Origin of the sequence: Flavobacterium sp. KBS0721, assembly GCF_002007065.3 — a bacterium.
GTDB lineage: Bacteria > Bacteroidota > Bacteroidia > Flavobacteriales > Flavobacteriaceae > Flavobacterium > Flavobacterium piscis.
The window spans coordinates 2,342,589-2,363,904 of record NZ_CP042170.1 but is presented as its reverse complement, the minus strand read 5'-3'; the positions used below and the strand labels follow the sequence as shown (position 1 = coordinate 2,363,904).

At 35.6% G+C, this 21,316-nt stretch carries 15 protein-coding genes; 5 read left to right on the top strand and 10 right to left on the bottom strand.

Annotated features, from left to right (window positions below):
- Window positions 1-391: 391 nt before the first annotated feature.
- The 3 genes from B0M43_RS10395 to B0M43_RS10385 all read right to left on the bottom strand — a co-directional run bounded on the left by B0M43_RS10395 (window position 392) and on the right by B0M43_RS10385 (window position 5,289).
- Window positions 392-2,485: a thioredoxin family protein gene (locus B0M43_RS10395; protein ID WP_078008414.1), complete on the bottom strand. Its 2,094-nt coding sequence runs from the start codon at window positions 2,483-2,485 to the stop codon at window positions 392-394.
- On the bottom strand, window positions 2,475-3,794 hold the full coding sequence (gene tilS, locus B0M43_RS10390) for a tRNA lysidine(34) synthetase TilS (RefSeq protein WP_078008415.1): 1,320 nt from the start codon (window positions 3,792-3,794) through the stop codon (window positions 2,475-2,477). The genes B0M43_RS10395 and tilS overlap by 11 nt, the downstream gene beginning before the upstream one ends.
- A gap of 208 nt (window positions 3,795-4,002) precedes the next feature.
- Entirely contained in the window at window positions 4,003-5,289 is a 1,287-nt protein-coding gene (locus B0M43_RS10385) for an anthranilate synthase component I family protein (RefSeq protein WP_078008464.1), read from the bottom strand.
- A 184-nt stretch (window positions 5,290-5,473) separates the two neighbouring features.
- Here B0M43_RS10385 and B0M43_RS10380 point away from each other — a divergent pair, with 184 nt between their 5' ends.
- Together B0M43_RS10380 and B0M43_RS10375 are read left to right on the top strand one after the other, a co-directional pair.
- Entirely contained in the window at window positions 5,474-6,370 is an 897-nt protein-coding gene (locus tag B0M43_RS10380; protein WP_078008416.1) for a DUF4349 domain-containing protein, read from the top strand.
- Window positions 6,371-6,577: 207 nt separating this feature from the next.
- Window positions 6,578-6,952 (top strand): DoxX family membrane protein, encoded by a 375-nt coding sequence (locus B0M43_RS10375; protein WP_078008417.1) that lies wholly within the window; start codon window positions 6,578-6,580, stop codon window positions 6,950-6,952.
- 86 nt (window positions 6,953-7,038) lie between these two features.
- On the opposite strand, the gene B0M43_RS10370 is transcribed toward B0M43_RS10375, so the two are convergent.
- The 3 genes from B0M43_RS10370 to B0M43_RS10360 all read right to left on the bottom strand — a co-directional run bounded on the left by B0M43_RS10370 (window position 7,039) and on the right by B0M43_RS10360 (window position 10,473).
- Window positions 7,039-7,581, bottom strand: a complete 543-nt coding sequence (locus B0M43_RS10370) for a lipocalin family protein (protein ID WP_078008418.1) — start codon at window positions 7,579-7,581, stop codon at window positions 7,039-7,041.
- Window positions 7,582-8,170: 589 nt separating this feature from the next.
- Entirely contained in the window at window positions 8,171-9,574 is a 1,404-nt protein-coding gene (gene lpdA / locus B0M43_RS10365) for a dihydrolipoyl dehydrogenase (protein WP_078008419.1), read from the bottom strand.
- Between the two features lie 443 nt (window positions 9,575-10,017).
- Window positions 10,018-10,473 (bottom strand): Lrp/AsnC family transcriptional regulator, encoded by a 456-nt coding sequence (locus B0M43_RS10360; RefSeq protein WP_078008420.1) that lies wholly within the window; start codon window positions 10,471-10,473, stop codon window positions 10,018-10,020.
- 408 nt (window positions 10,474-10,881) lie between these two features.
- On the opposite strand from B0M43_RS10360, the gene B0M43_RS10355 reads away from it, so the two are divergent.
- Window positions 10,882-12,084 carry an aminotransferase class I/II-fold pyridoxal phosphate-dependent enzyme gene (locus tag B0M43_RS10355; RefSeq protein WP_078008421.1) on the top strand — a complete coding sequence of 401 codons (1,203 nt, stop codon included), beginning with the start codon at window positions 10,882-10,884 and terminating at the stop codon, window positions 12,082-12,084.
- Between the two features lie 245 nt (window positions 12,085-12,329).
- Here the strand turns inward: B0M43_RS10355 and B0M43_RS10350 are convergent, their stop codons facing one another.
- On the bottom strand, window positions 12,330-14,264 hold the full coding sequence (locus B0M43_RS10350) for an amino acid permease (RefSeq protein WP_078008422.1): 1,935 nt from the start codon (window positions 14,262-14,264) through the stop codon (window positions 12,330-12,332).
- A gap of 648 nt (window positions 14,265-14,912) precedes the next feature.
- On the opposite strand from B0M43_RS10350, the gene B0M43_RS10345 reads away from it, so the two are divergent.
- Window positions 14,913-16,067 carry a Gfo/Idh/MocA family protein gene (locus B0M43_RS10345; RefSeq protein WP_078008423.1) on the top strand — a complete coding sequence of 385 codons (1,155 nt, stop codon included), beginning with the start codon at window positions 14,913-14,915 and terminating at the stop codon, window positions 16,065-16,067.
- 154 nt (window positions 16,068-16,221) lie between these two features.
- Here B0M43_RS10345 and B0M43_RS10340 read toward each other — a convergent pair whose 3' ends face one another.
- Both B0M43_RS10340 and B0M43_RS24800 read right to left on the bottom strand, forming a co-directional pair.
- Window positions 16,222-19,128: an FAD-binding and (Fe-S)-binding domain-containing protein gene (locus tag B0M43_RS10340; protein ID WP_078008424.1), complete on the bottom strand. Its 2,907-nt coding sequence runs from the start codon at window positions 19,126-19,128 to the stop codon at window positions 16,222-16,224.
- 233 nt (window positions 19,129-19,361) lie between these two features.
- The gene (locus B0M43_RS24800; RefSeq protein ID WP_256370425.1) at window positions 19,362-19,496 is read right to left on the bottom strand and encodes a hypothetical protein; all 135 of its coding nucleotides are present in this window, start codon (window positions 19,494-19,496) and stop codon (window positions 19,362-19,364) included.
- Between the two features lie 69 nt (window positions 19,497-19,565).
- Here B0M43_RS24800 and B0M43_RS10335 point away from each other — a divergent pair, with 69 nt between their 5' ends.
- The gene (locus B0M43_RS10335) at window positions 19,566-20,138 is read left to right on the top strand and encodes a mechanosensitive ion channel family protein (protein WP_246860218.1); all 573 of its coding nucleotides are present in this window, start codon (window positions 19,566-19,568) and stop codon (window positions 20,136-20,138) included.
- 505 nt (window positions 20,139-20,643) lie between these two features.
- Here the strand turns inward: B0M43_RS10335 and B0M43_RS10330 are convergent.
- Window positions 20,644-21,156: a hypothetical protein gene (locus B0M43_RS10330; protein WP_078008426.1), complete on the bottom strand. Its 513-nt coding sequence runs from the start codon at window positions 21,154-21,156 to the stop codon at window positions 20,644-20,646.
- Between the last annotated feature and the right edge of the window lie 160 nt (window positions 21,157-21,316).

Below are 21,316 nucleotides of genomic sequence, written 5' to 3'. Positions count from 1 at the left end.
TTAAAAAAGCACTCTGAGTCTCACTTAGAGTGCTTTTTGCTTTTCTTAGATTTTAGATTATAGAGGATAGAATAAAGAGAATAGAAGATAGACTCAAAAATGACAAAAAAATTTCATTTCTCTTTTATAAATATCAATTATCCCTACTGTTTGTCCTAGCCCCGATAGTAGTGGAAATCCTTTTGTGCCGGTGTTCGGCACAAAAGATTGGAACGGATAGCGGGATTATCTCCTAAAAACAAAAAAAGCACTCTGAGTTTCTTACTTAGAGTGCTTTTTATTTTGAATTAATTTCAACCTTATTATTATAATTTTAGATTTTAGAATTCAGATTTTAGATTCCCTAACTTCTTTATTCTATTGTCTATATTCTATCTTCTTTAAAAAAAGATTATTTAAAATTTCCAATTCCTTCTTTCAGCCAATGCAAATATTCGTCTGCACTTACATAACTAATGGTTGGTTTTGAAGCATTTAAATTCTTGCCTTCTAAATCAGTGATAATGTATAATGGCTGTGTATTGGTTTTATATTTTGAAATCATAAAATCGGTCCATTTATCACCAACGGTAATGATTTTATCTCCGGATGTTGTTACAAATTGCTCCTCTTTTGGCAACTCGCGTTTATCATCTACATAAAGAGAAATCAAGACAACATCGTTTTTGAGGATGGGCAAAATCGTTGGTTCAGACCAAACATTGTTTTCCATTTTTCTGCAATTCACACAAGCATAACCTGTAAAATCAAGCATGATTGGTTTGTTGATAGATTTTGCATAAGCTACTCCATCTTCGTAATCATGAAAAACCATAATACCATGTGGTCCTAATTCTGCTCCGTCGGGCAATCCTTTTACAGATTCGGTACTTCCGCCTGAATTAGCAGAACTTCCTACTCCAAACGGACTTTCACTATATTGTGGCGGCGGAGGGAAAGCGCTGATTAATTTTAAAGGTGCTCCCCAAAGACCAGGAATTAAATACACCGTAAATACTAATGTCAGCAATCCTAAATACAATCTTCCAACTGAAATATGCTGTAGCGGACTATCGTGCGGTAATGAAATTTTTCCGAATAAATATAAAGTCAACGCGGCAAAAATGGCAATCCAGATTGCGATAAACACTTCTCTTTCTAATAAATGCAATTGTAAAACTAAATCGGCATTTGATAAAAATTTAAATGCTAAAGCCAATTCTAAAAATCCTAAAACTACTTTTACAGTATTCAGCCATCCGCCAGATTTTGGTAATGAATTCAACCAACCCGGGAACATTGCAAACAACATAAATGGCAAAGCCAAAGCTAAAGAAAAACCTAACATTCCCACAACCGGAGCAATTCCCCCGTTTGAAGCTGCTTCAACTAATAAAGTCCCTACAATAGGTCCAGTACAAGAAAAGGATACAATTGCCAACGCCAAAGCCATAAATAATATACCTATTATCCCGCCTCTGTCTGCTTGTTGATCTACTTTATTTCCCCATGAATTTGGCAGCATAATTTCGAAAGCTCCCAAAAACGAAGTAGCAAAAATAATCAATATAATAAAGAAGATTAAGTTAAACCAAACATCTGTAGACAAAGCATTTAATGCATCTGCACCAAATATTTTAGTTACAATTAATCCTAAAATAACATAAATAGCAATAATAGAAAAACCGTAAATTATAGCATTTCTAATTCCTTTTGCCCTGCTTTTACTTTGTTTCGTAAAAAAACTCACGGTCATTGGAATCATCGGGAAAACACAAGGCGTCAACAACGCCGCAAATCCTGATATAAAAGCAATAAAAAAGATCGACCATAAACTTCTTGCAGGAGCTGGTCCAGGAATATCTTCTTCGGCAGAAGCATCAGGAACAGCTGCTTTTGCAGTTTCAGTTTTAACCGGTTCAATTGTTGGTTTTACGGTATCAACAGCCAAGCCTTCTACTTTAGTTTCATCTTTCTTTACTTCTGAAACACTTGCAACTGCATCCATCTTAAATGTTGACGGAATTGCAATGGAGAATTTCTTATTCGAATTGATACAAACTTCTTTACAAACCTGAAAATCAAACTCAACATCAACCGTTTTTAAGTTCGGATTTATGATGGTAATTTCCTGTTCGATATGTGCTTTGCCTTCAAAAAAAGTTTCATTTACTCCAAAAACGTCATTAAAAGCAGTTCTTGTTTTTCCTTCTTTGGCTTTTCCAACTAAAGTATAATTCCCTTTTTGATTTTTAAATGCAATTTCCAGCGCAAGCGGTCCGCCATCCGGCGTGAATTGCGAATACATATGCCAGTCTTTTTCAATTGTTCCATCAAAAATTAAAACAGCATTATTCCCTGATTTTTTTTCAATCTTAGAAGTCCATTTTACCGGTTCCAGGATTTGTGCATTTCCTTTTGCAAAAGCAAAAAACAGGAAAAATATGATGATTTTATTCCAAACACTTTTCGACATTATCGTTTGATGGTATTGATTAAAGTTCATTATGTAATTCTATTTTAAGTATTTTATTTGTGGTATTTTCAATTTTAAAACGTTCGTCCTGCCTGATTCCAACAACCCAGACAATCTGATTGTCTGATGACAAAATCCATGTTTTTTCTTTTTCAATCAGCGATAATTTTTCATCTTTAAAAAGTTTACTTACTTTCTTTGACTTTCCGTTCATCCCAAAAGGCTGAAAAACATCCCCCTCATTCCATTTACGTAAAACCAATGGAAACTGGATTTTTTCAGCGTCCACAAAGATAGCCTTATTTGAATCTATTGTTATGTGACTTACATTACAAAGCCTCAATTTTAAGGGAAAATTAACTTCTGTATCGTTTGCAGTAATCTCAAATTCTTCCTTTTCTGACATTTCAGAAATTGGGCTCAAAATCAAAGTATCTCTGTTTTTTAACAAACGAAATTCTGCAGAGAGTACTTGTTTTCCAGATTGTCCATCAACCAAATCATAAATATCATTCCATGCCAAAAAGCCAAATTCATTCAGCCATTGGTACAAATACGATTTATAATTGGGTAATTTTTTAAGTTGATTCAAATCAAAATGAATGTCATCGCCTTCTTCTTTTGCCACTTGCTGGTAAATCATAATCGATGCATCTTCGACCATTTCCTGTGATTCCTGCAAATACGATTGTGTTTTTTGGAAAGCGTTTAAAAAATTAGGATTAATTTCTTTCAGTATCGGAACTAAATCATGACGGATTTTATTTCGAAGATATTTATTCGATGCATTACTGCTGTCTTCCCGCCATTCGATATAATTTTCTTCGGCATATTTAAGGATTTCTTCTCGTGAAAATGGCAAAAGCGGACGAATAATTCGATCGTTTTGCTCCGGAATTCCTGTTAAACCTTCTAGTCCTGTTCCTCTGGTTAAGTTGATAATAAAAGTTTCCAGATTATCATCAGCATGATGTGCTGTTAGGATATAATCGAAATTCTCCTGTTCTAAAAGTTCATAAAACCAACTGTAACGCAATTCACGTGCTGCAACTTGTGTCGATAATTTATAATCTTTCGCAAACGCTTCTGTATCGAATTGTGTGGTGTAACTGGGAATATTATGCTGATCGCAATACTCCTGAATGAAATTTTGATCGCCAAAACTTTCCAGTCCGCGAAGCTGAAAATTGCAATGCAAAACCGCAATTTCATAAGGCAATTGATTTAATAAATGCAATAAAACCATACTGTCCAATCCTCCGCTAACAGCGAGAAATAGTTTTTTATCTTCCAGAAATGGAAACCTTGAAATAATGTGATTTTGAAATTTTGAAAACATTCGATAAATGTAAAAAATTAAATTCGATCTATTTTTAAATGAATTGTTAAGCGTGAATATTTTTTTGCCACGAATTACACGAATTTTCGCTAATTATTTTCACGCAGATTGTGCAGATTTATTTTGCCATAGATTAAAGGATTAAAAAGATTAAAAAACTTTGCGTCTTAGTGTCTTTGCGGCAAAAATAATTCGTGGCAAACCTTTTTTATCTTAAAACTTCATGCATCGCCTTTGCCTTCAACAAACATTCTTCGTATTCATTTTCCGGAATTGATTGTGCCGTAATCGCACTTCCCACAGAAAATGAAACATATTGATTTTCCTGATTGTACAAAATACTTCTGATTACAACATTAAAATCAAAATCACCTTCGGGTGTAAAATAACCTATTGATCCGCTATACAAACCGCGTTTGGTTTCTTCGAGATTTTCGATGATCTTCATTACTGAAATCTTTGGAGCTCCCGTCATGCTTCCCATTGGGAAAGTGGTTTTTAAAACATCTATTGGCGAATATTGCGGGTCTAATTTTGAAGTTATGGTAGAAATCATTTGATGTACCTGCAAAAACGAATAAATTTTGCAAAGTTCTACAACCTCAACCGAGCCTTTTTGCGCTGTGTGTGATAAATCATTCCGTACCAAATCGGTTATCATGATATTCTCTGCACGTTCTTTTGAGTCGGATTCCAAAAATTGTTTTGATTTTTCATCTTCAACAGGATCTGTAAATCGTTTTGAAGTTCCTTTTATAGGTTGCGAAATCAAAGTCTCTCCTACTCTTTTTAAATATCGTTCAGGCGAGGCAGAAAGTAAAAATTGTTTATTATTTTTAAAGAAAACCGAAAACGGCGCTTGCGAAATACTATTTAATTTCTGAAATTTCTCTAACGGATTTATAACTGCATTTTCAGCATAAAATTCCATACAAAAATTGGCTTCATACATATCACCTACGTGAATGTGATGCAGCATTTTTGTCACTTTTTCGATATAAAATTCTTTTGAAATCCGTTGTTCCACTTCGATTCCGCTCAGTGTGACAAACGGCTCATAATTACTTGTAACGATCTCGTCAAAATCATCTTCAACCTCATCATCACAAAGCAATAAATACTGTACTTCGAGTTGATTTCCTTTCAATAAAAATATTTTTTTAGGTTGAAAGAAAAACAAATCCGGAAAATCTAAACCATCAAAATTAGAAGATTTTAACGGTTCAATATCATTTTTTAAATCATACGTAAGATAGCCAAAAAGCCAGTCTTTGGTCGTTTGCTGATATTGTTTTAGGTCCTCGAAAGCGTTGTGAAAATCTGTTTTTAAAGATGTAAAAGCATCCACAGCTAACACACAATCAAAACTGGAATATTCTTGCGGATAGGAATTGCTATCCAAAAAAATAATCTCGCGAAATTGTTGCGACCAGCTTAAAAGTTGTTGTTTAAAGTGCTCTGGATTTGAAATATGTTTATGAATAGAAACTCTCAAAAAAGTATAATTTTTAGATTTCAAAATTACGACAAAAAAAATCCTTCGATAAAATAATACTCAAAAATTATTGGCACACTTTTTAGTATACCGAATTAAGACTTATTCATACATCTGCTTTTAACAAAAAGTATTGGTAATAACTCCAAAAAAAATCATTTATTAATCAACTTTAAAAACCTTTATGAAAACAATTGCAAAATTAGGATTGACTTGTGTAGTAATCATCGCATTACTATTTTCTTGTAAAAAAGCCGACAATTCTTCGTACGAAGAATCGGCAGATATGAAAGTTTCAGCAGATAGCACAGCTGTTTCATCATCGGCAGCGGTAGTCGACAAAAACAGTAAACAAAAATTTATTCGAACTGCCGATATTAAATTCAAGGTCAAGAATGTCGTCAAGTCTACCTACGCAATTGAAAACGCTACTCAAAAATTTGGAGGTTATGTTACTTACACTAATTTGCAAAGTAATATTCACGATCAGATTAAAACAAAAATCAGTCAGGATAGTACGCTTGAAACTACTAAATATACGGTAGAAAACAGTATTACGATTCGAGTTCCAAACACACAACTTGATACTGTTATAAAAACTATTGCCAAACAAATTGATTTCCTTGATTTTAGAGTCATCAAAGCCGATGATGTTTCCTTAAAATTATTATCGAATCAGCTTTCGCAGAAAAGAAGTACAACGAACGAAAAAAGAGTTGAAAATGCAATTGATGCTAAAGGCAAAAAACTAAATGATGTTATTGAAGCCGAAAATACTTTGGCCAACCAAAAAGAAGCCAATGATAATCGTACTATTGATAATTTATCATTAAAAGATCAGATTAATTTTAGCACTATTACCTTGCAGCTTTATCAAAACGAAACCATCAGACAAGAAACCATGGCAAGCGAGAAAAACAGCAATGCTTACAAACCAAATTTAGGTTTGCAAATTCTTGATTCGCTTAAAAATGGCTGGTACATTCTTGAAACTATTTTTGTTTTCTTAATCAATCTGTGGCCTTTCATTTTAATTGGAGGAAGTGGATTTTTCCTTTATAAAAAATACATGAAGAAATAAGAAAAGTGTTAATAAATTAGCAATTTCATAATCAAAAAATCATTATATTTGATATAGCATTAAATTAAATACAATTTACAGTTATAATGATTATCGAATCCTCAATAAAATAACGATAAAAACAGATTTTCATTTTATTAGGGAATTCAGATTTAAGATGTTTATCAGCAAATAAATATATTTTTTAACCTTATTAAATCTAGTATTATGAAAATTGCTACCGTTATTGTCCGCGTTTTAATTGGTCTCTTGTTGCTTTTTGCTTCTATCAGTTATTTTTTTCACCTGGCACCTGAACAAGAAACAACAGGGAATTTTAAAGCTTTTAATGTTGGTTTAATGGCCTCTACATATATTATGCCTTTAGCAAAGTCGATCGAATTACTTTGCGGAATTGCTTTTGTAACCGGGCGTTATGTAACATTGGCTAATATTTTGATCTTACCTATTACGGTAAACATTTTGTTTATCAATTATTTTTTAGCTCCCCAGGGTTTACCAATTGCGGTTTTATTGTTCTTAGCTAATTTATTTTTGATTTACAGATATTGGGACAATTATAAATCAGTTTTTACCAGATAATCTATTTTTACTTAAAATACAGAAACCCGATACTTTTTGAGCATCGGGTTTCTTATTTAATAAAGACTCAACGTTAATAATCTCTATTAATTTGCCTTATTGTGTTCTGTCCAAACCAGATCTGTTACTTTATAACCAATATCCTGAGCTTTTATAAGGTAGTCTGCTTTTATACTTTCCGGCATTGTAGTTTCTCTTGAAAGTAACCACATGTATTTTAAGTTTTCACCGGCAACAAGTGCGTACTTGTAATTTTCATCAATAGCAATTACGTTATATCCGGCATAAAAAGGACCAAAAAATGAGACTTTAAGCATTCCAATATTGTCTTTTTTGACAAATTTGGCTTTCCCTATGCTTTCTTCCCATTTGTCTTTTTTGACATTGTAGCCCTTATTATCAACTCTTATCGTTCCGTTTTCGTTTAAAGAATATTCGGCTGTGACATTGTTCAGACCTTTTTCATACTTAAAATCCAGTCTGGCAATTTCGTACCATTTTCCTAAATATTTCGCTTTATCAAAATTAGTGACAGCTTTTGCTTTATCCGGAATTGTCGTTCCACAGGAATAAAGCGCAAGTGCAACTCCTGCCCCAATAAGAACTGGAGCCATATATCTATTTTTCATAATATTATCTTTTAGACTTGTAAAGATAACCTGAGAAACCTAAATTTAATTTACAACATTTCTATCTGATTTTATATTTTTTCTGCTACCAATATATAATCTCTCCGAGATCTAAAATTTATATGTTATGCTTTAAGTTCATTCAACTCCGTTAGGAGTTTAATGTCGGTAAAAACAAAATAACCGAGTTGGTAAAAAGTATCACTTAGGGGTAATGTCATTAAGTTAACGAAAATTCAATGAAACAATTTGCTAAAGACAATATCTGGTCACTTTATTTTTGTTCCATCGGAACATTTCGTTGGTAGCCCAATATATACGGCGTTTTTTCACGTTCCGTAGAAACGTTTGATTTTATAAATAATAATTGGTAAAAACATATGCAGATTACAGATGCAATTTCTCAAACGTCCCAATGGGACGATGTTTCTCACGATGCAATTTTTTTTCTACCAATGAGGTGTTCCGATGAAACACAATCTAAAATATCTTAATTTAATGACATTATCCGTAGGGACTGCAAAAATAAAAAAACCGCCAATCCCAAAAATATTGGAATGGCGGCTTTAAAATTATTGAGATCTGTAATTTATACGTGTAACGCTCTATTATCTGTAGCGGCCAATGCTGCTTCTTTTACCGCTTCCGCGAAAGTTGGATGCGCATGGCTCATTCTTGAAATATCTTCAGCAGAAGCTTTGAATTCCATTGCCGTAACTGCCTCAGCAATTAAATCAGCAGTACGGGCTCCAATCATGTGAACTCCTAAAACTTCATCTGTTTTAGCATCAGCAATGATTTTTACAAATCCGTCAAGATCTCCACTTGCTCTTGCACGACCTAAAGCTTTGAAAGGGAAACTTCCCACTTTATATTCTGTTCCTAAAGCTTTTACCTGCTCTTCAGTTTGTCCAACTGCAGCAACTTCCGGCCAAGTGTAAACTACACCAGGAATTAAGTTATAATCGATATGTGGTTTTTGACCCGCTAAGATTTCAGCAACCATAGTTCCTTCTTCCTCTGCTTTGTGCGCCAACATTGCTCCACGAACAACATCACCAATTGCGTAAATATTAGGAACATTAGTTTGTAAATGATCGTTTACTTCCACTTGTCCTCTGTCTGAAATTTTCACTCCTGCTTTGTCAGCGTTTAATCCGTCTGTGTAAGGACGACGACCAACAGAAACTAATGAATAATCTCCTTCAAGAGTAATCGTTTCTCCTTTTGCGTTTTCAGCCTGAACAACAACAGCATCGCCGTTTCTTTCAACTGATTTTACTTTGTGAGAAACATAGAATTTCATTCCTTGTTTTTTCAATACTTTAGTCAATTCTTTAGACAATGAACTATCCATTCCCGGAATGATTCTGTCCATGAATTCTACTACAGAAACCTGAGCTCCTAAACGAAGGTAAACTTGTCCAAGCTCGATTCCGATAACGCCACCACCAATAATTACTAAGTGTTTTGGAACTTCTTTTAAAGCCAACGCTTCAGTAGAAGTGATGATTCTTTCTTTATCAATTTTGATAAAAGGCAAAGAAGATGGTTTTGAACCTGTAGCAATTACAGCATATTTAGTTTCGATCGTTTCTGATGTTCCGTCTGCTTTTGCAACTGCAATGTGTGTTGCGTCTACAAAAGAACCTAAACCATTGAAAACAGTGATTTTATTTTTTTCCATTAAGTAGTTGATTCCACCTACGGTTTGATCTACAACTGCTTGTTTGCGTGCAATCATTTTCTCTAAATTGATTTTCACATCTCCGGAAACCTCGATTCCGTGATCTGCAAAATGAGCAATTTCTGAATAGTGATGAGAAGAAGAAAGTAATGCTTTTGAAGGAATACAACCTACGTTAAGGCAGGTACCGCCTAGTGCGTTATACTTTTCTACAATGGCTGTTTTGAAACCTAATTGTGCGCAACGAATTGCTGATACATATCCGCCCGGTCCTGAACCTATAATGACTACGTCAAATGAACTCATAGTTTGTCTATTTTATTTTTAGCGATACAAAATTAAGGAATAAAGTTTTGTTTAAAGTTTAAATCTCAATGTTTTTTGTGTGAAATTTGAGGTGAAGGTTTTCTGCCACAAAGGCTCGAAGACACGAAGTTTTTTTGGATTGTGGGTTTAACCGCAAAGTACGCTAAGAGTTACGCAAGGTTCGCTAAGTTTTTGTTTTTTAATGTCGCGAAGTCGCAAAGTTTTTTTTAAGCGAATGGTTTTATCGTTCTGTTTGTCATTTCGACGAAGGAGAAATCCTCGCGAGAAGCTCGACAAAGATTGGGTTCTCGTTGCGGAGTCACTTGCGAGGATTTCTCCTTCGTCGAAATGACATAAAATGAGAATAAAAACCTTTGTTCCTTTGTTCCTCTGAAACTCTGAACCCAAACTTAGAACCTCAGCAACTTAGTGCCTCAGAACCTTTAAAAAATTACTGTTGAATTCTTTACCTCACTAATCATAAAGGTACTTTGAGTACTTCCTATATGTTGTAACGTTGTAAGTTTGGTTACTAGAAATTCTCTGTAGGCTTCCATATCTTTTACCAGAACTTTTAGAATGTAATCGTAATCGCCGCTTACGTGGTGGCATTCTAAAACTTCGTTGAGTTTGATGACTTCACTTTCGAATTTGGTTAGGAATTCTTTGGTGTGCTGGATGAGTTTTAAATGACAGAAAACTACAAATCCTTTTTCAATTTTGGTTTTTTCTACAAGTGCAACGTAGTTTTTGATAATTCCTTCGCGTTCCAGTTTTTTGATTCTTTCGTAAACTGCTGTTACCGAAAGGTTCAGTTTTAAGGATAATTCTTTGGTTGTTTTTTTACTGTCAGTTTGTAATAAAACAAGAAGCTTTTTATCGGTGGCATCTAAGGTCATGTCTGTTGTTTATTGTATGATGAAAAAAAATCTATTGGTTTGGGTTTTATTAAACAAATTTAAATTAAAAATCTTTTATAATCACATTTTATAGATTTAAAATCTAATTACTAAACCAATCATTGATTAATTTTCTTAATAGATGTTATTTTGAACTGATTTTCTTTTGAAAACGAATGTACTAGCCCAGATTGAAGAGTAAAGCCCGGAGTAAAAAAGGCAAAAGTTTCTTGGTCTAAAAAAGCGACCAGCGGAAGCTCTTTTTAGACCATTAGAAACTTTGCCTTTTTTATGAGGACTTGAAACGGAAAGCTGGAAATAGCTCCTTATTAAAATTCCAATGACAATATCAAAAATCAATTTCAATGTACAACAAACTATAAACAACAAACCATAAACTAAAAACATATGAAAGACTTTAACCCAGCAGACAAAATTCAGGATTTGCAATACTTTGGGGAATTTGGGGGAGTGAATCCTTCGATTTCTGATTCTTCTACTTATACATTTCTTTCGGCGAAAACTATGTTTGATACCTTTGAAGGCAACATGGAAGGCTGTTATTTGTATTCGCGCCATTCTTCGCCAAGTAATTTGTATTTGGATCAGGCTTTGGCGGCGATGGAAGGAACGGAAACGGCAAACGTATCAGCTTCAGGAATGGGCGCTATTACACCTACTCTATTGCAACTTTGTGGTGCGGGCGACCACATTGTGTCAAGCCGAACTATTTATGGCGGAACGTATGCGTTTTTGAAGAATTTTACACCTCGATTCGGAATTGAAACGAGCTTTGTTGACGTTACAAAATTGGACATTGTAGAAGCAGCGATTACTCCAAAAACGAAAGTTATTTATTGTGAAACCGTAAGTAATCCATTATTGGAAGTGGCTGATATTGCAGGCTTGGCGAAAATTGCTAAAAAGCATAATTTGAAATTGGTTGTTGATAATACCTTCTCGCCATTATCTGTTTCGCCTGCAAAATTAGGTGCTGATATCGTGATTCACAGTTTGACAAAATACATTAACGGAAGCAGTGATACCGTTGGCGGTGTGACTTGTGCCTCTAAGGAATTTATCAATTCGCTGAAAAACGTAAACTCTGGAGCAAGTATGCTTTTAGGGCCAACGATGGATAGTTTGCGATCAGCTTCGGTTATGAAAAATCTACGTACGCTTCATATCCGTATCAAACAACACAGCCATAATGCGCATTTTCTGGCAGATCAATTTGAAGCTGACGGTTTGAAAACGGTTTATCCGGGATTGAAAAGCCACCCAAGTCATGAGCTTTACAAAACGATGATTAATCCGGAATATGGTTTTGGCGGAATGATGACGATTGACGTTGGAACTCTAGAGAAAGCCAATGAATTAATGGAATTGATGCAGGCTAGAAACTTAGGTTATTTGGCAGTAAGTTTAGGGTTTTATAAAACACTTTTCAGCGCGCCGGGAACCTCAACTTCTAGTGAAATTCCGTTAGAGGAACAAGCAGAAATGGGATTGACAGATGGCTTGATTCGTTTTTCTATTGGACTGGATAATGATATTCAGCGTACTTATGAGATGATGAAAACTTGTATGGTGGAATTAGGGATTTTGTAATTTTTATTTCACAGAGATTCACGGAGCGTTTCCGCAGAGAATCACAAAGATTTTTTTGTTTGCTCTCGCATATTTAGCAGATCATGCAGATTATTTTTTTTTTAGAAAAGATCTGCCAAATCTGCTGAATCTGCGTGAGGAAAAATCTTTTTAATCTTTTAATCTGTGGCAAAAAATAAAAAGCCGTTCTGAATCGATCAGAACGGCTTTTCATTTATAATTTATAATTCACAATTAATAATTATCTATGCTTCTGCAGGGAAGTTAAGCTTACTATTCTTTCTACTATAAGTAAAGTAAATAAACAACCCGATTAACAACCAGATCGTAAAGTAAATCCAGTTCCAAACGCTTAATTCGGCCATCATGTACAAACAACAGATTAATCCCAAAAGTGGAATTAAAGACAAGTTTTGTCTGAATGACCAAACGGCTAATCCAACTAAAACGAAAAGGAAAATCCACATTGGGATTTTGTGTTTGAATAAGCTGAAACCTGATTCGTATTTTAAAGAATCATTGATTGGCAAACCTTTTACAACTTCAGCGTATTTAGCGTCATCGTCCTGGTATTGGCTTAATAAATGCTCTAAATCTGAAGTTTCTGCTGTTTTATTTTTAATGTCGATGCTTTCCAAATAATTGAAAACTTTAGCCGATTGTTCTTTATCTAAAGAGGTAATAATCGTCGTTGCATCGTTTGTTTGTGATTCATTATTAATGAAAGCCATTGTTGCTTTATTATTGAAAGCAAACGCATAATACAACCCGGCAATCATTAAAACCGGTAAAATATACTTCGAATTTACATAAGGTGTTTTAAATTTTCCTCTCGGAATTTCAGGTTTGTTTTGTAAAACCAAAACTCCGGCGCAAACTAATACAAAGGCAAATAAAGTTCCGATACTGCATAAATCCGTTACCATTGTAAGATTCAAAAATAAAGCAGGAACTGCAACCACAAAACCAGTTACAATTGTCGCAAAAGATGGTGTTTTGAATTTTGGATGTACTGTAGAAAATTTCTTTGGCAATAAACCGTCACGGCTCATACTCATCCAGATACGAGGCTGTCCCATTTGGAAAACCAAAAGAACGCTCGCCATCGCAATTACAGCACTTACGGCAATAATTCCCGACATCCATTTTAAGTTTAATTTATCGAAAACAAATGCAAGAGGATCTCCAACATTCAATTCATTGTAACGCACCATTCCAGTCAAAACCAATGCAATGGCAATATATAAAATCGTACAAATAATAATCGCCCACATCATGCCGCGTGGCAAATCGCGTTGCGGATTTTTACATTCTTCGGCCGTTGTAGAAATCGCGTCAAAACCAATATAAGCAAAGAATACGGCAGAAACTCCTTTTAAAACGCCACTAACGCCATTTGGAGCAAACGGATCCCAGTTTGCTGTATCTACATAAAACACACCCACTGCGATAACCAAAAGAACGATACAAAGTTTTACAACCACCATTGCATTACTCGCATTACGGGATTCTTTCATTCCGCGGTAAACCAAAGCGGTAATTAAAACAATGATGAATAAAGCCGGTAAATCAGCCACAAAATGAAAAGAACCAATAGTTGGTGCTGTTGTCCAGGCCGTATAAGCTGCCTGTAATCCAGCACCTAAGTTTTCGTATGTTTTTCCGCCCTGCATTAAAGCTGTGGCATCTTTAAATCCGTTTGAGGCTGTTAGATAATCCATCTGAACCCATTGCGGTAAATTTATCCCGCCACTCTGGAGCAGTCCGGTGAAATAATCACTCCACGATATCGCCACGGTAATATTTCCCACGGCATATTCCATAATTAAAGCCCAACCGATAATCCAAGCAATAAGTTCTCCAAAAGCTACATAAGAATACGTATATGCACTTCCTGAAACCGGAACCATTGAGGCAAACTCGGCGTAAGCAAAAGCAGCAAAACTACAAGCCAATGCCGTAAATAAAAACAAGAAAATAACGGCTGGTCCACCATCAGCACTTGCTTTTCCGATAGTACTAAAAATACCTGCTCCAACAATCGCTGCGATTCCAAATGCAGTTAAATCTCTGGTCGTTAAATGTTTTCCTAATGCATTATGACCATCTGCTTCGTTTTTCGCAACTTGTTTGAGAATATCTTGTATCGTTTTTTTTCGGAATAAACCTGATAATGCCATATATGATTTTGCTTTTATAAATTAATTTATGTAGGTCTTTGCGGTTTTATTTTGCAAATAATGCAAAAAATATCCTGATTTCAAATATATAAAACCATTTTGTTTTAATTGGAATTATTTTTTGCCACTAAGGCGGTAAGGCACTAAGTTTTTTTAGCCACGAATTTCACTAATTTCCACGAATTGTTTTTTTGCCACTAAGACTCTAAGTCACAAAGTTTTTTTTGTAACCAAGCTTAGTAGGAATTATTTCTCTCGCAGATTGCACAGATTTCTATTTCACTGATTAAATAGATTTCTACAGATTTATTTCATATCAAATTAAATGTGTCAAATCTGCTAAATCTGCGGGAAACAAAATTTCAGCGCAAATCCGCCTAAATCCGTGTCATCCGCGTGCCATGTCTCATTTCAAATGTATTCCTATTTTTTTTTCACAAATTAGAAAAATTCTCACATTTTTTTACCGCAAACCTTAATAAAAATCTTTCATCTTTTTTTACATTTGTTACATTATGACAAATGTAAATCACACACTATAATTTATAATTATTTTTGAATGAGCATTTTACAAAAACCACCAATGTAATATTTCTCAAAAAAACACTTATTACTAAACCACTATTACTACTATAAAAACCAAACCACATGGAAAAAATTTCAAGACGATCGTTTGTAAATAAATTTGGGGCTGGCGTTGGAGCCTCCGTCATTATAACGACACTACCTTCTTTTTTAACTGCACCCGATCCTGACAAAATACCTTATAGCGGAAAAAAATTAAATGTCGCGCTCTGCGGATTGGGAGTTTATGCTGATCTGGTAGCGAAAGGTCTTCAGGTTTCCGAATACTGTACGCTTGCCGGAATAGTTACCGGTACTCCTGCAAAAGCGACCAAATGGAAAGCGAAGTACAATATCCCCGACAAGAACATCTATAACTATCAAAATTTTGATGAGATCGTCAACAACAAGGATATTGACTTGGTTTACGTGATATTACCAAACAGTATGCACAAAGATTTTGTTATTCGTTCTGCCAAAGCCGGCAAACATGTCATTACCGAAAAACCCATGGCAATTACGGTCGCAGAATGTGAGGAAATGATTAAAGCCTGCAACGATAATAAAGTACAACTGGCCGTTGGTTACCGTTTGCATTATGAACCAACACACATGGAAATTAAACGACTGGGGCAAGAGAAAGTTTTCGGAAAAGTACGCTATATAGAAACATCCCTTGGCTATAAAACTTATGATACCATTGCCAAAAAACCTGTCGACATAAATGATCCAAGTGTATGGAGGTTAAATAAAAAGTTGTCCGGCGGTGGTCCCTTAATGGATTTGGGAATTTATTGTATCCAGGCAAGCCGCTATATTTTAGGCGAAGAACCTATTGCTGTTACCGCTCAATTCGGAACAGTAAATGATAAAAACAGGTTCTCAGAAACGGAAGAAAGTATTTCCTGGCAAATGGAATTTCCAAGCGGTGCAATGGCTAATTGCAATTCTTCTGTTGGGTATTATATTGACCGAATTTATGCCACTGCAGATGAGGGTAATTTTCAATTAAGTCCCTCTTTAAGTTATGGCCCGTACGAAGGAAAAACTTCAAAAGGCCCGCTAAAATTCCCTGAAATCAATCAACAGCAAACACAAATGGATGAAATCGCGAAAGTGCTCTTAGAAAACAAAAAACTCCCAAGCCACATCACCGGCGAAGAAGGTTTAAAAGACATTAAAGTCATAAACGCCATTTACAAAGCTGCTGAAACTGGGAAGAAAGTCTCACTAAAGTAGTTTTGCCACAAAGGCTCTAGGACACAAAGTTTTTTTGCCACGAATTTCACAAATTTTCACGAATTTTTTGTTTCTAATCTTTGATAAAAAATCTGCTCAATCTGCGTGAGAAAATAATTAGTGAAAATTTGTGTAATTTGCGGCAAACATTTTTTCACTTCAAACAAGCTCTCAAAATACTAACCGGATGCTGCGCTTCCCTACTCGTTCCATCATAAATTTGATGGCGACAGCTGGTTCCTGCAGCGGCGATTTTTACATTCTCAGCGGTGGCGCGCACTTTTGGGAATAAAGTATCCTCTCCCATTTGCATACTTACCTGATAATGTTCTTTCTCGTAACCGAAAGATCCCGCCATTCCGCAACAGCCCGAATTGTAAATCGTAACCGTATTATTGGTTGGTAAATTCAGCATCGCAAAAGTCGCTTCAACAGAACTTAATGATTTCTGATGACAATGTCCGTGAATTTTAATTTCCTTTTTTTCATCAGAAAAAGAATCAGGTTTAATTTTACCATCTATAATTTCTTTTTTAAAGAATTCTTCAATGGTAAAAGCATTTCGGGATAACTTTTCTGCTTCTTCCTTATCATCTGCCAGGCGAAGATATTCATCTCGGAAAGTTAAAATGGCAGAAGGTTCAATACCAACCAAAGGCGCATTGCCTAAAACCAAATCTTTAAAAATGTTGACATTGTGATTGGCTATTTTTTTTGCTTCCTCCAAAAAACCTTTCGATAAATAGGCTCTTCCACTTTCTTCATGGTCGATAACCAGAACCTGATACCCTAATTTAGTTAATAATTCGAAAGCATCGATTCCTATATTTACATCATAATAATTGGTAAATTCATCTACAAACAGATACAATCTTCCGTTCGGAAAATCCGTAACTTTAGGCTTATGATTTTCGTGCCATTTTCTAAACGTCTTTTTCGCTAAAAGCGGAACTTGTCTTTCAGGCGCGATTCCCATACTTTTTTTAACAAGCGACTGATTCGAAATAAAGTTGGTAATTGACGGAAACAAACTTCCCATTTTATTCAGTTTTGCGTTGTGTGCAAAAATCTTATTTCGGGTTGAAAAACCGTTTGCTTTTTGGTATTGGTATAAAAATTCAGCTTTTAAAGTGGCAACATCCACATTACTCGGACATTCGCTCGCGCAGGCTTTACAGCTCACACACAACTCAAAAACTTCGTATAATTCTTTCTGGTCGAATTTATTTTCTTTCTCAGAATACGTCAAATATTCACGCAATGCATTTGCTCTTGCACGTGTTGTTTCTTTTTCGTTTTTGGTTGCACGATAACTCGGACACATTGCTCCGCCTGCCGATGGCAATTTTCGGCAATCACCGGAACCGTTGCATTTTTCGGCTGCACGCAAAATTCCTAAACTGTCTGAGAAATCCTGAAACGTTTTAATATCCGGTTCTACCCTGCCCGAAACCACACGATGGTTTTCATCCATCTTTAAAGCGTTTACAATCTTCCCGATATTCAAAACCGAATTCGGATCGAAAGCCAGTTTAATTCGTTTCAGCAATTCATAATTCGTCTCGCCAATCATAAACGGAATAAACTCTCCGCGCACAATTCCGTCGCCGTGTTCGCCGCTTAGCGAACCTCTGTATTTCTTTACCAAAATCGCCACATCGGTCGCGATAGTTCTAAAGAGTTTTAAATCAGATGTTTTCTTCAAATTCAAAACCGGACGCAAATGCAGTTCGCCCGCACCTGCATGCGCATAATAAATCGCACCTTGTCCGTGACGCAGCATCATCGCCGAAAACTCCGCAATATAAGCGGGTAAATCGCTCAACTCAACCGCTGTATCTTCAATAGAATCGGCTGCTTTGTCGTCTCCAACAATACTTCCTAAAAGTCCGAGGCCTGCTTTCCTCAATTCGTTTACTTTCTCGATATCGGCACCGTAAATTTTTACGAGTGCGTAACCAAAGTTGTTTTTTTCTAAATCGGCTACCAAAGCATTAGCTTGTCTTTCTGCATCTTCAGGATCGTGCGAAGCCACTTCAAACATCATAATTGCTTTTGGTTCTCCAACCAAAAAGAATCTATTTTTTACATGTTCCCTGCTTGTTTTCGTACAATCCAAAATCGTATCATCGATCATTTCTGCTGTGTACAAATGATGTTTCATCGCCACCACAACAGATTCCAGCGATTCCTGAATGCTATGATAATGCGCCACCACCATAATATTATTGGCTGGCGGTAAATCGTCAACTTTTAAGGTAATCTCATACGTAAAGGACAAAGTTCCTTCGCTTCCGCAGAGTAATTTCCCGAGGTTTATGGTCGGTTCGGTTCCGCCAAACAAATCCGATTTCAGTAAAATATCAACCGCATAACCCGTATTTCTTCTGTGAATCTCCGGTTTCGGAAATTCTTTTATAATTTCATCCTGCGTTGCTTTTACCGAAAGTTCGTCGTAAACGCTTTTGTATATTTTATTTTCTAAGGTATCGCCTTTGGTTTTTTCGATAAATTCAGCCGAAGTCAGTTCCTTAAAAATCACTTCAGATCCATCGCTCAAAATCGCTTTGATCTCCACAATTTTATCGCGCGTCACGCCATAGCGAATCGAAGTTGTTCCCGAAGAATTATTTCCCACCATTCCGCCAATCATACAGCGGTTGGAAGTCGAAGTATTCGGGCCGAAAAACACGCTATGAGGTTTCAGAAACAAATTCAGTTCATCGCGAATCACGCCGGGCTCAACCGTAACTGTTTTTTTAATCGGGTCGAAATTCAGGATTTTGGTAAAATTCTTTGAAACATCGACCACAATTCCGTCGCCTACCGTTTGTCCGGCCAGCGAAGTTCCCGCCGTTCTTGGCGTAATCGAAATTTGATGCTCCCCCGCAAACCGAATCAGTTTACTAATATCCTCGATCGTTTTAGGCACCGCAACCGCTTTTGGTTTAATCCGGTACACCGAAGCATCGGTCGAATAAAGCGTTTTATGAAGATCATCGTATAAAAGTGTGCCTTCGAGCGTTCCGGCGAATTGCTCTAACTGAGATTGGGTCAACATGTAAATGGTGCGTTTTAAAAAAAAATTCCTCAAAAACTGAGACAACAAATATAAATATATAGCATGGTAAAATGTTACTAATTGGCAATTTATGTAATCGTCTCCCTCTTATTTTATAAAATAAAAGCCAAATTCTGTAAAACGTCGAAAATTCGAAATCGCTAATTTTAAGATTTTACATTTTTACGCCTTTTACAATTATGGAAAATTTTCTGCAAGATGTCTTCAAACACTTAGAAACCTATTATTACAGCATTGTCGATCTTACACCAAAGTTTATTCTCGCCGTCGTCGTAATTCTCGTCTCCTGGTTTATCGCAACCCGCGTAGGTATTTTTGCCGGAAACCGACTCAAAGTAAGAATGCACGACCGTCTTTTGGCGACTTTTATTGCGCGCCTCATAAAATCTGTCCTTATTATTATTGGCGTTCTCATCATGTTCAAGATTATTGGTCTTGACGGAATCGCACAAAGCATGCTTGCCGGTGCCGGAATCTCGGCATTCGTAATTGGTTTTGCGCTTAAAGATATTGGCGAAAACTTCCTTGCCGGAATTCTGCTCGCTTTCAAACGTCCGTTTTCTATTGGCGATATTATCGAAAGCAACGGTGTAAAAGGCGAAGTCATCAACCTGAATCTTCGTGATACCGAAGTCAAAAGCGACTCGAAAATCATTTATATTCCCAACGCACTTTTAATAAAAAATACGCTCATCAATTACAACAGCGCTGGATTTCTCCTCCAGACTTTTACCGTAGGACTTGAATTTGGTTCGGATTACAATCATGCCATCGCACTCGTAAAAGAAGTCCTGGAACGCAACGACGAAGTAACCGACAAAGATCATAACGATTCGGCAATAATTACCGATGTCACCGCCGGCGTCGCTCAACTCAACATTCGCTACTGGGTGCAAACCGGCACGGCAACCAACAAAGCCGAAAACCGCTCCAAAATTATTTCTGAAGTGCTGAATGCTTTAAAAGAAAATGGATTTGTCTTGAAATAGTTTTTTTTTTGAAGGGACAAAGGTTCATAGCTACAAAGGACAGAGGTTTCTTCTACACGATTGTCATCCTGAGCGAAGTCGATGGCTTTTGAAAACAAAACTCAAACATTACCGAAAACACAAAATTGGAATTTGGAATTTTAATTAGGAGCTATTTCCTGCTATCCGTTCCAATCTTTTGCTTTTTAAAGAAAAAAGCAAAAGGATTCCACTTCTATAAGGGCTAGGGCAATTGGTTTCATAAGAAGATTTTATGGAAATTAAGAAATAATAAAATTAGTAAAATATCATTATATATAATCTTTTAAAAATTTCAAACAACATCACAGTAATTCCAATCCCTGCAATACTATAAACTTTCCAGCTGCGTACTTTAGTCATGGTACTCATTTCTAAACCTAGGTTTTAAAATGATCGAGGTTTTTTGTTTGATTTCGTTATGGGCACGGATTGCAAATCCGCGCTATCGGGATTTCTTTGTTTATTTTTTCCTAATGTATAAAAGCTAAAGAACATCATTTTCAATTTGTAATGATTGATTTTTTCTAAAGTTTTTATTATAAGAACTTAAAGCCTTACCTAGATCTCTTTCTAAATTGTTTATTTTTATTTTTTGATTAATATAATGCTTGTGATATTCAAAATTTATTAAAACCAAATTTATATTATCAAAAGCAAATTTAGCAGCTATATGTAATGAATCATCTGTTATCTCTTTATCGACAAATTCATTTTTAATAATCGTTTTTAATAAAGTATTAAACCACCCTACCTTCCGTAAGTCGAAATGAGCAGGAATACGTTCAGCAAAACATCTTGCTACACAATTACCTACATAATAACATTTATCCTTTGATTTAAATATATATACTCCAATTCCTGAACGAATTGGTTCTCCTTTATAATAAAGCAAATCTCTGACTTTCAAATCTTTTAATGCTATTCCTTCAATACGATTTATCTCATCAACAAATTGTTCAGTTGTTTTATTATCACGAAATGTAATTAGGTAATTCATAGATTTAATTTTTATTAAGAATCATTAGTATCGTCTTTGATACAAATACAGTAGATTAGAAAGACAGTTCTGGAAAAAACTACGAGAACAATGACCAGACTATTTTAGAAAGTGATAATAATTGATATTCTATTTGGGCAAGAGCGAGAAGCTCGCGCCA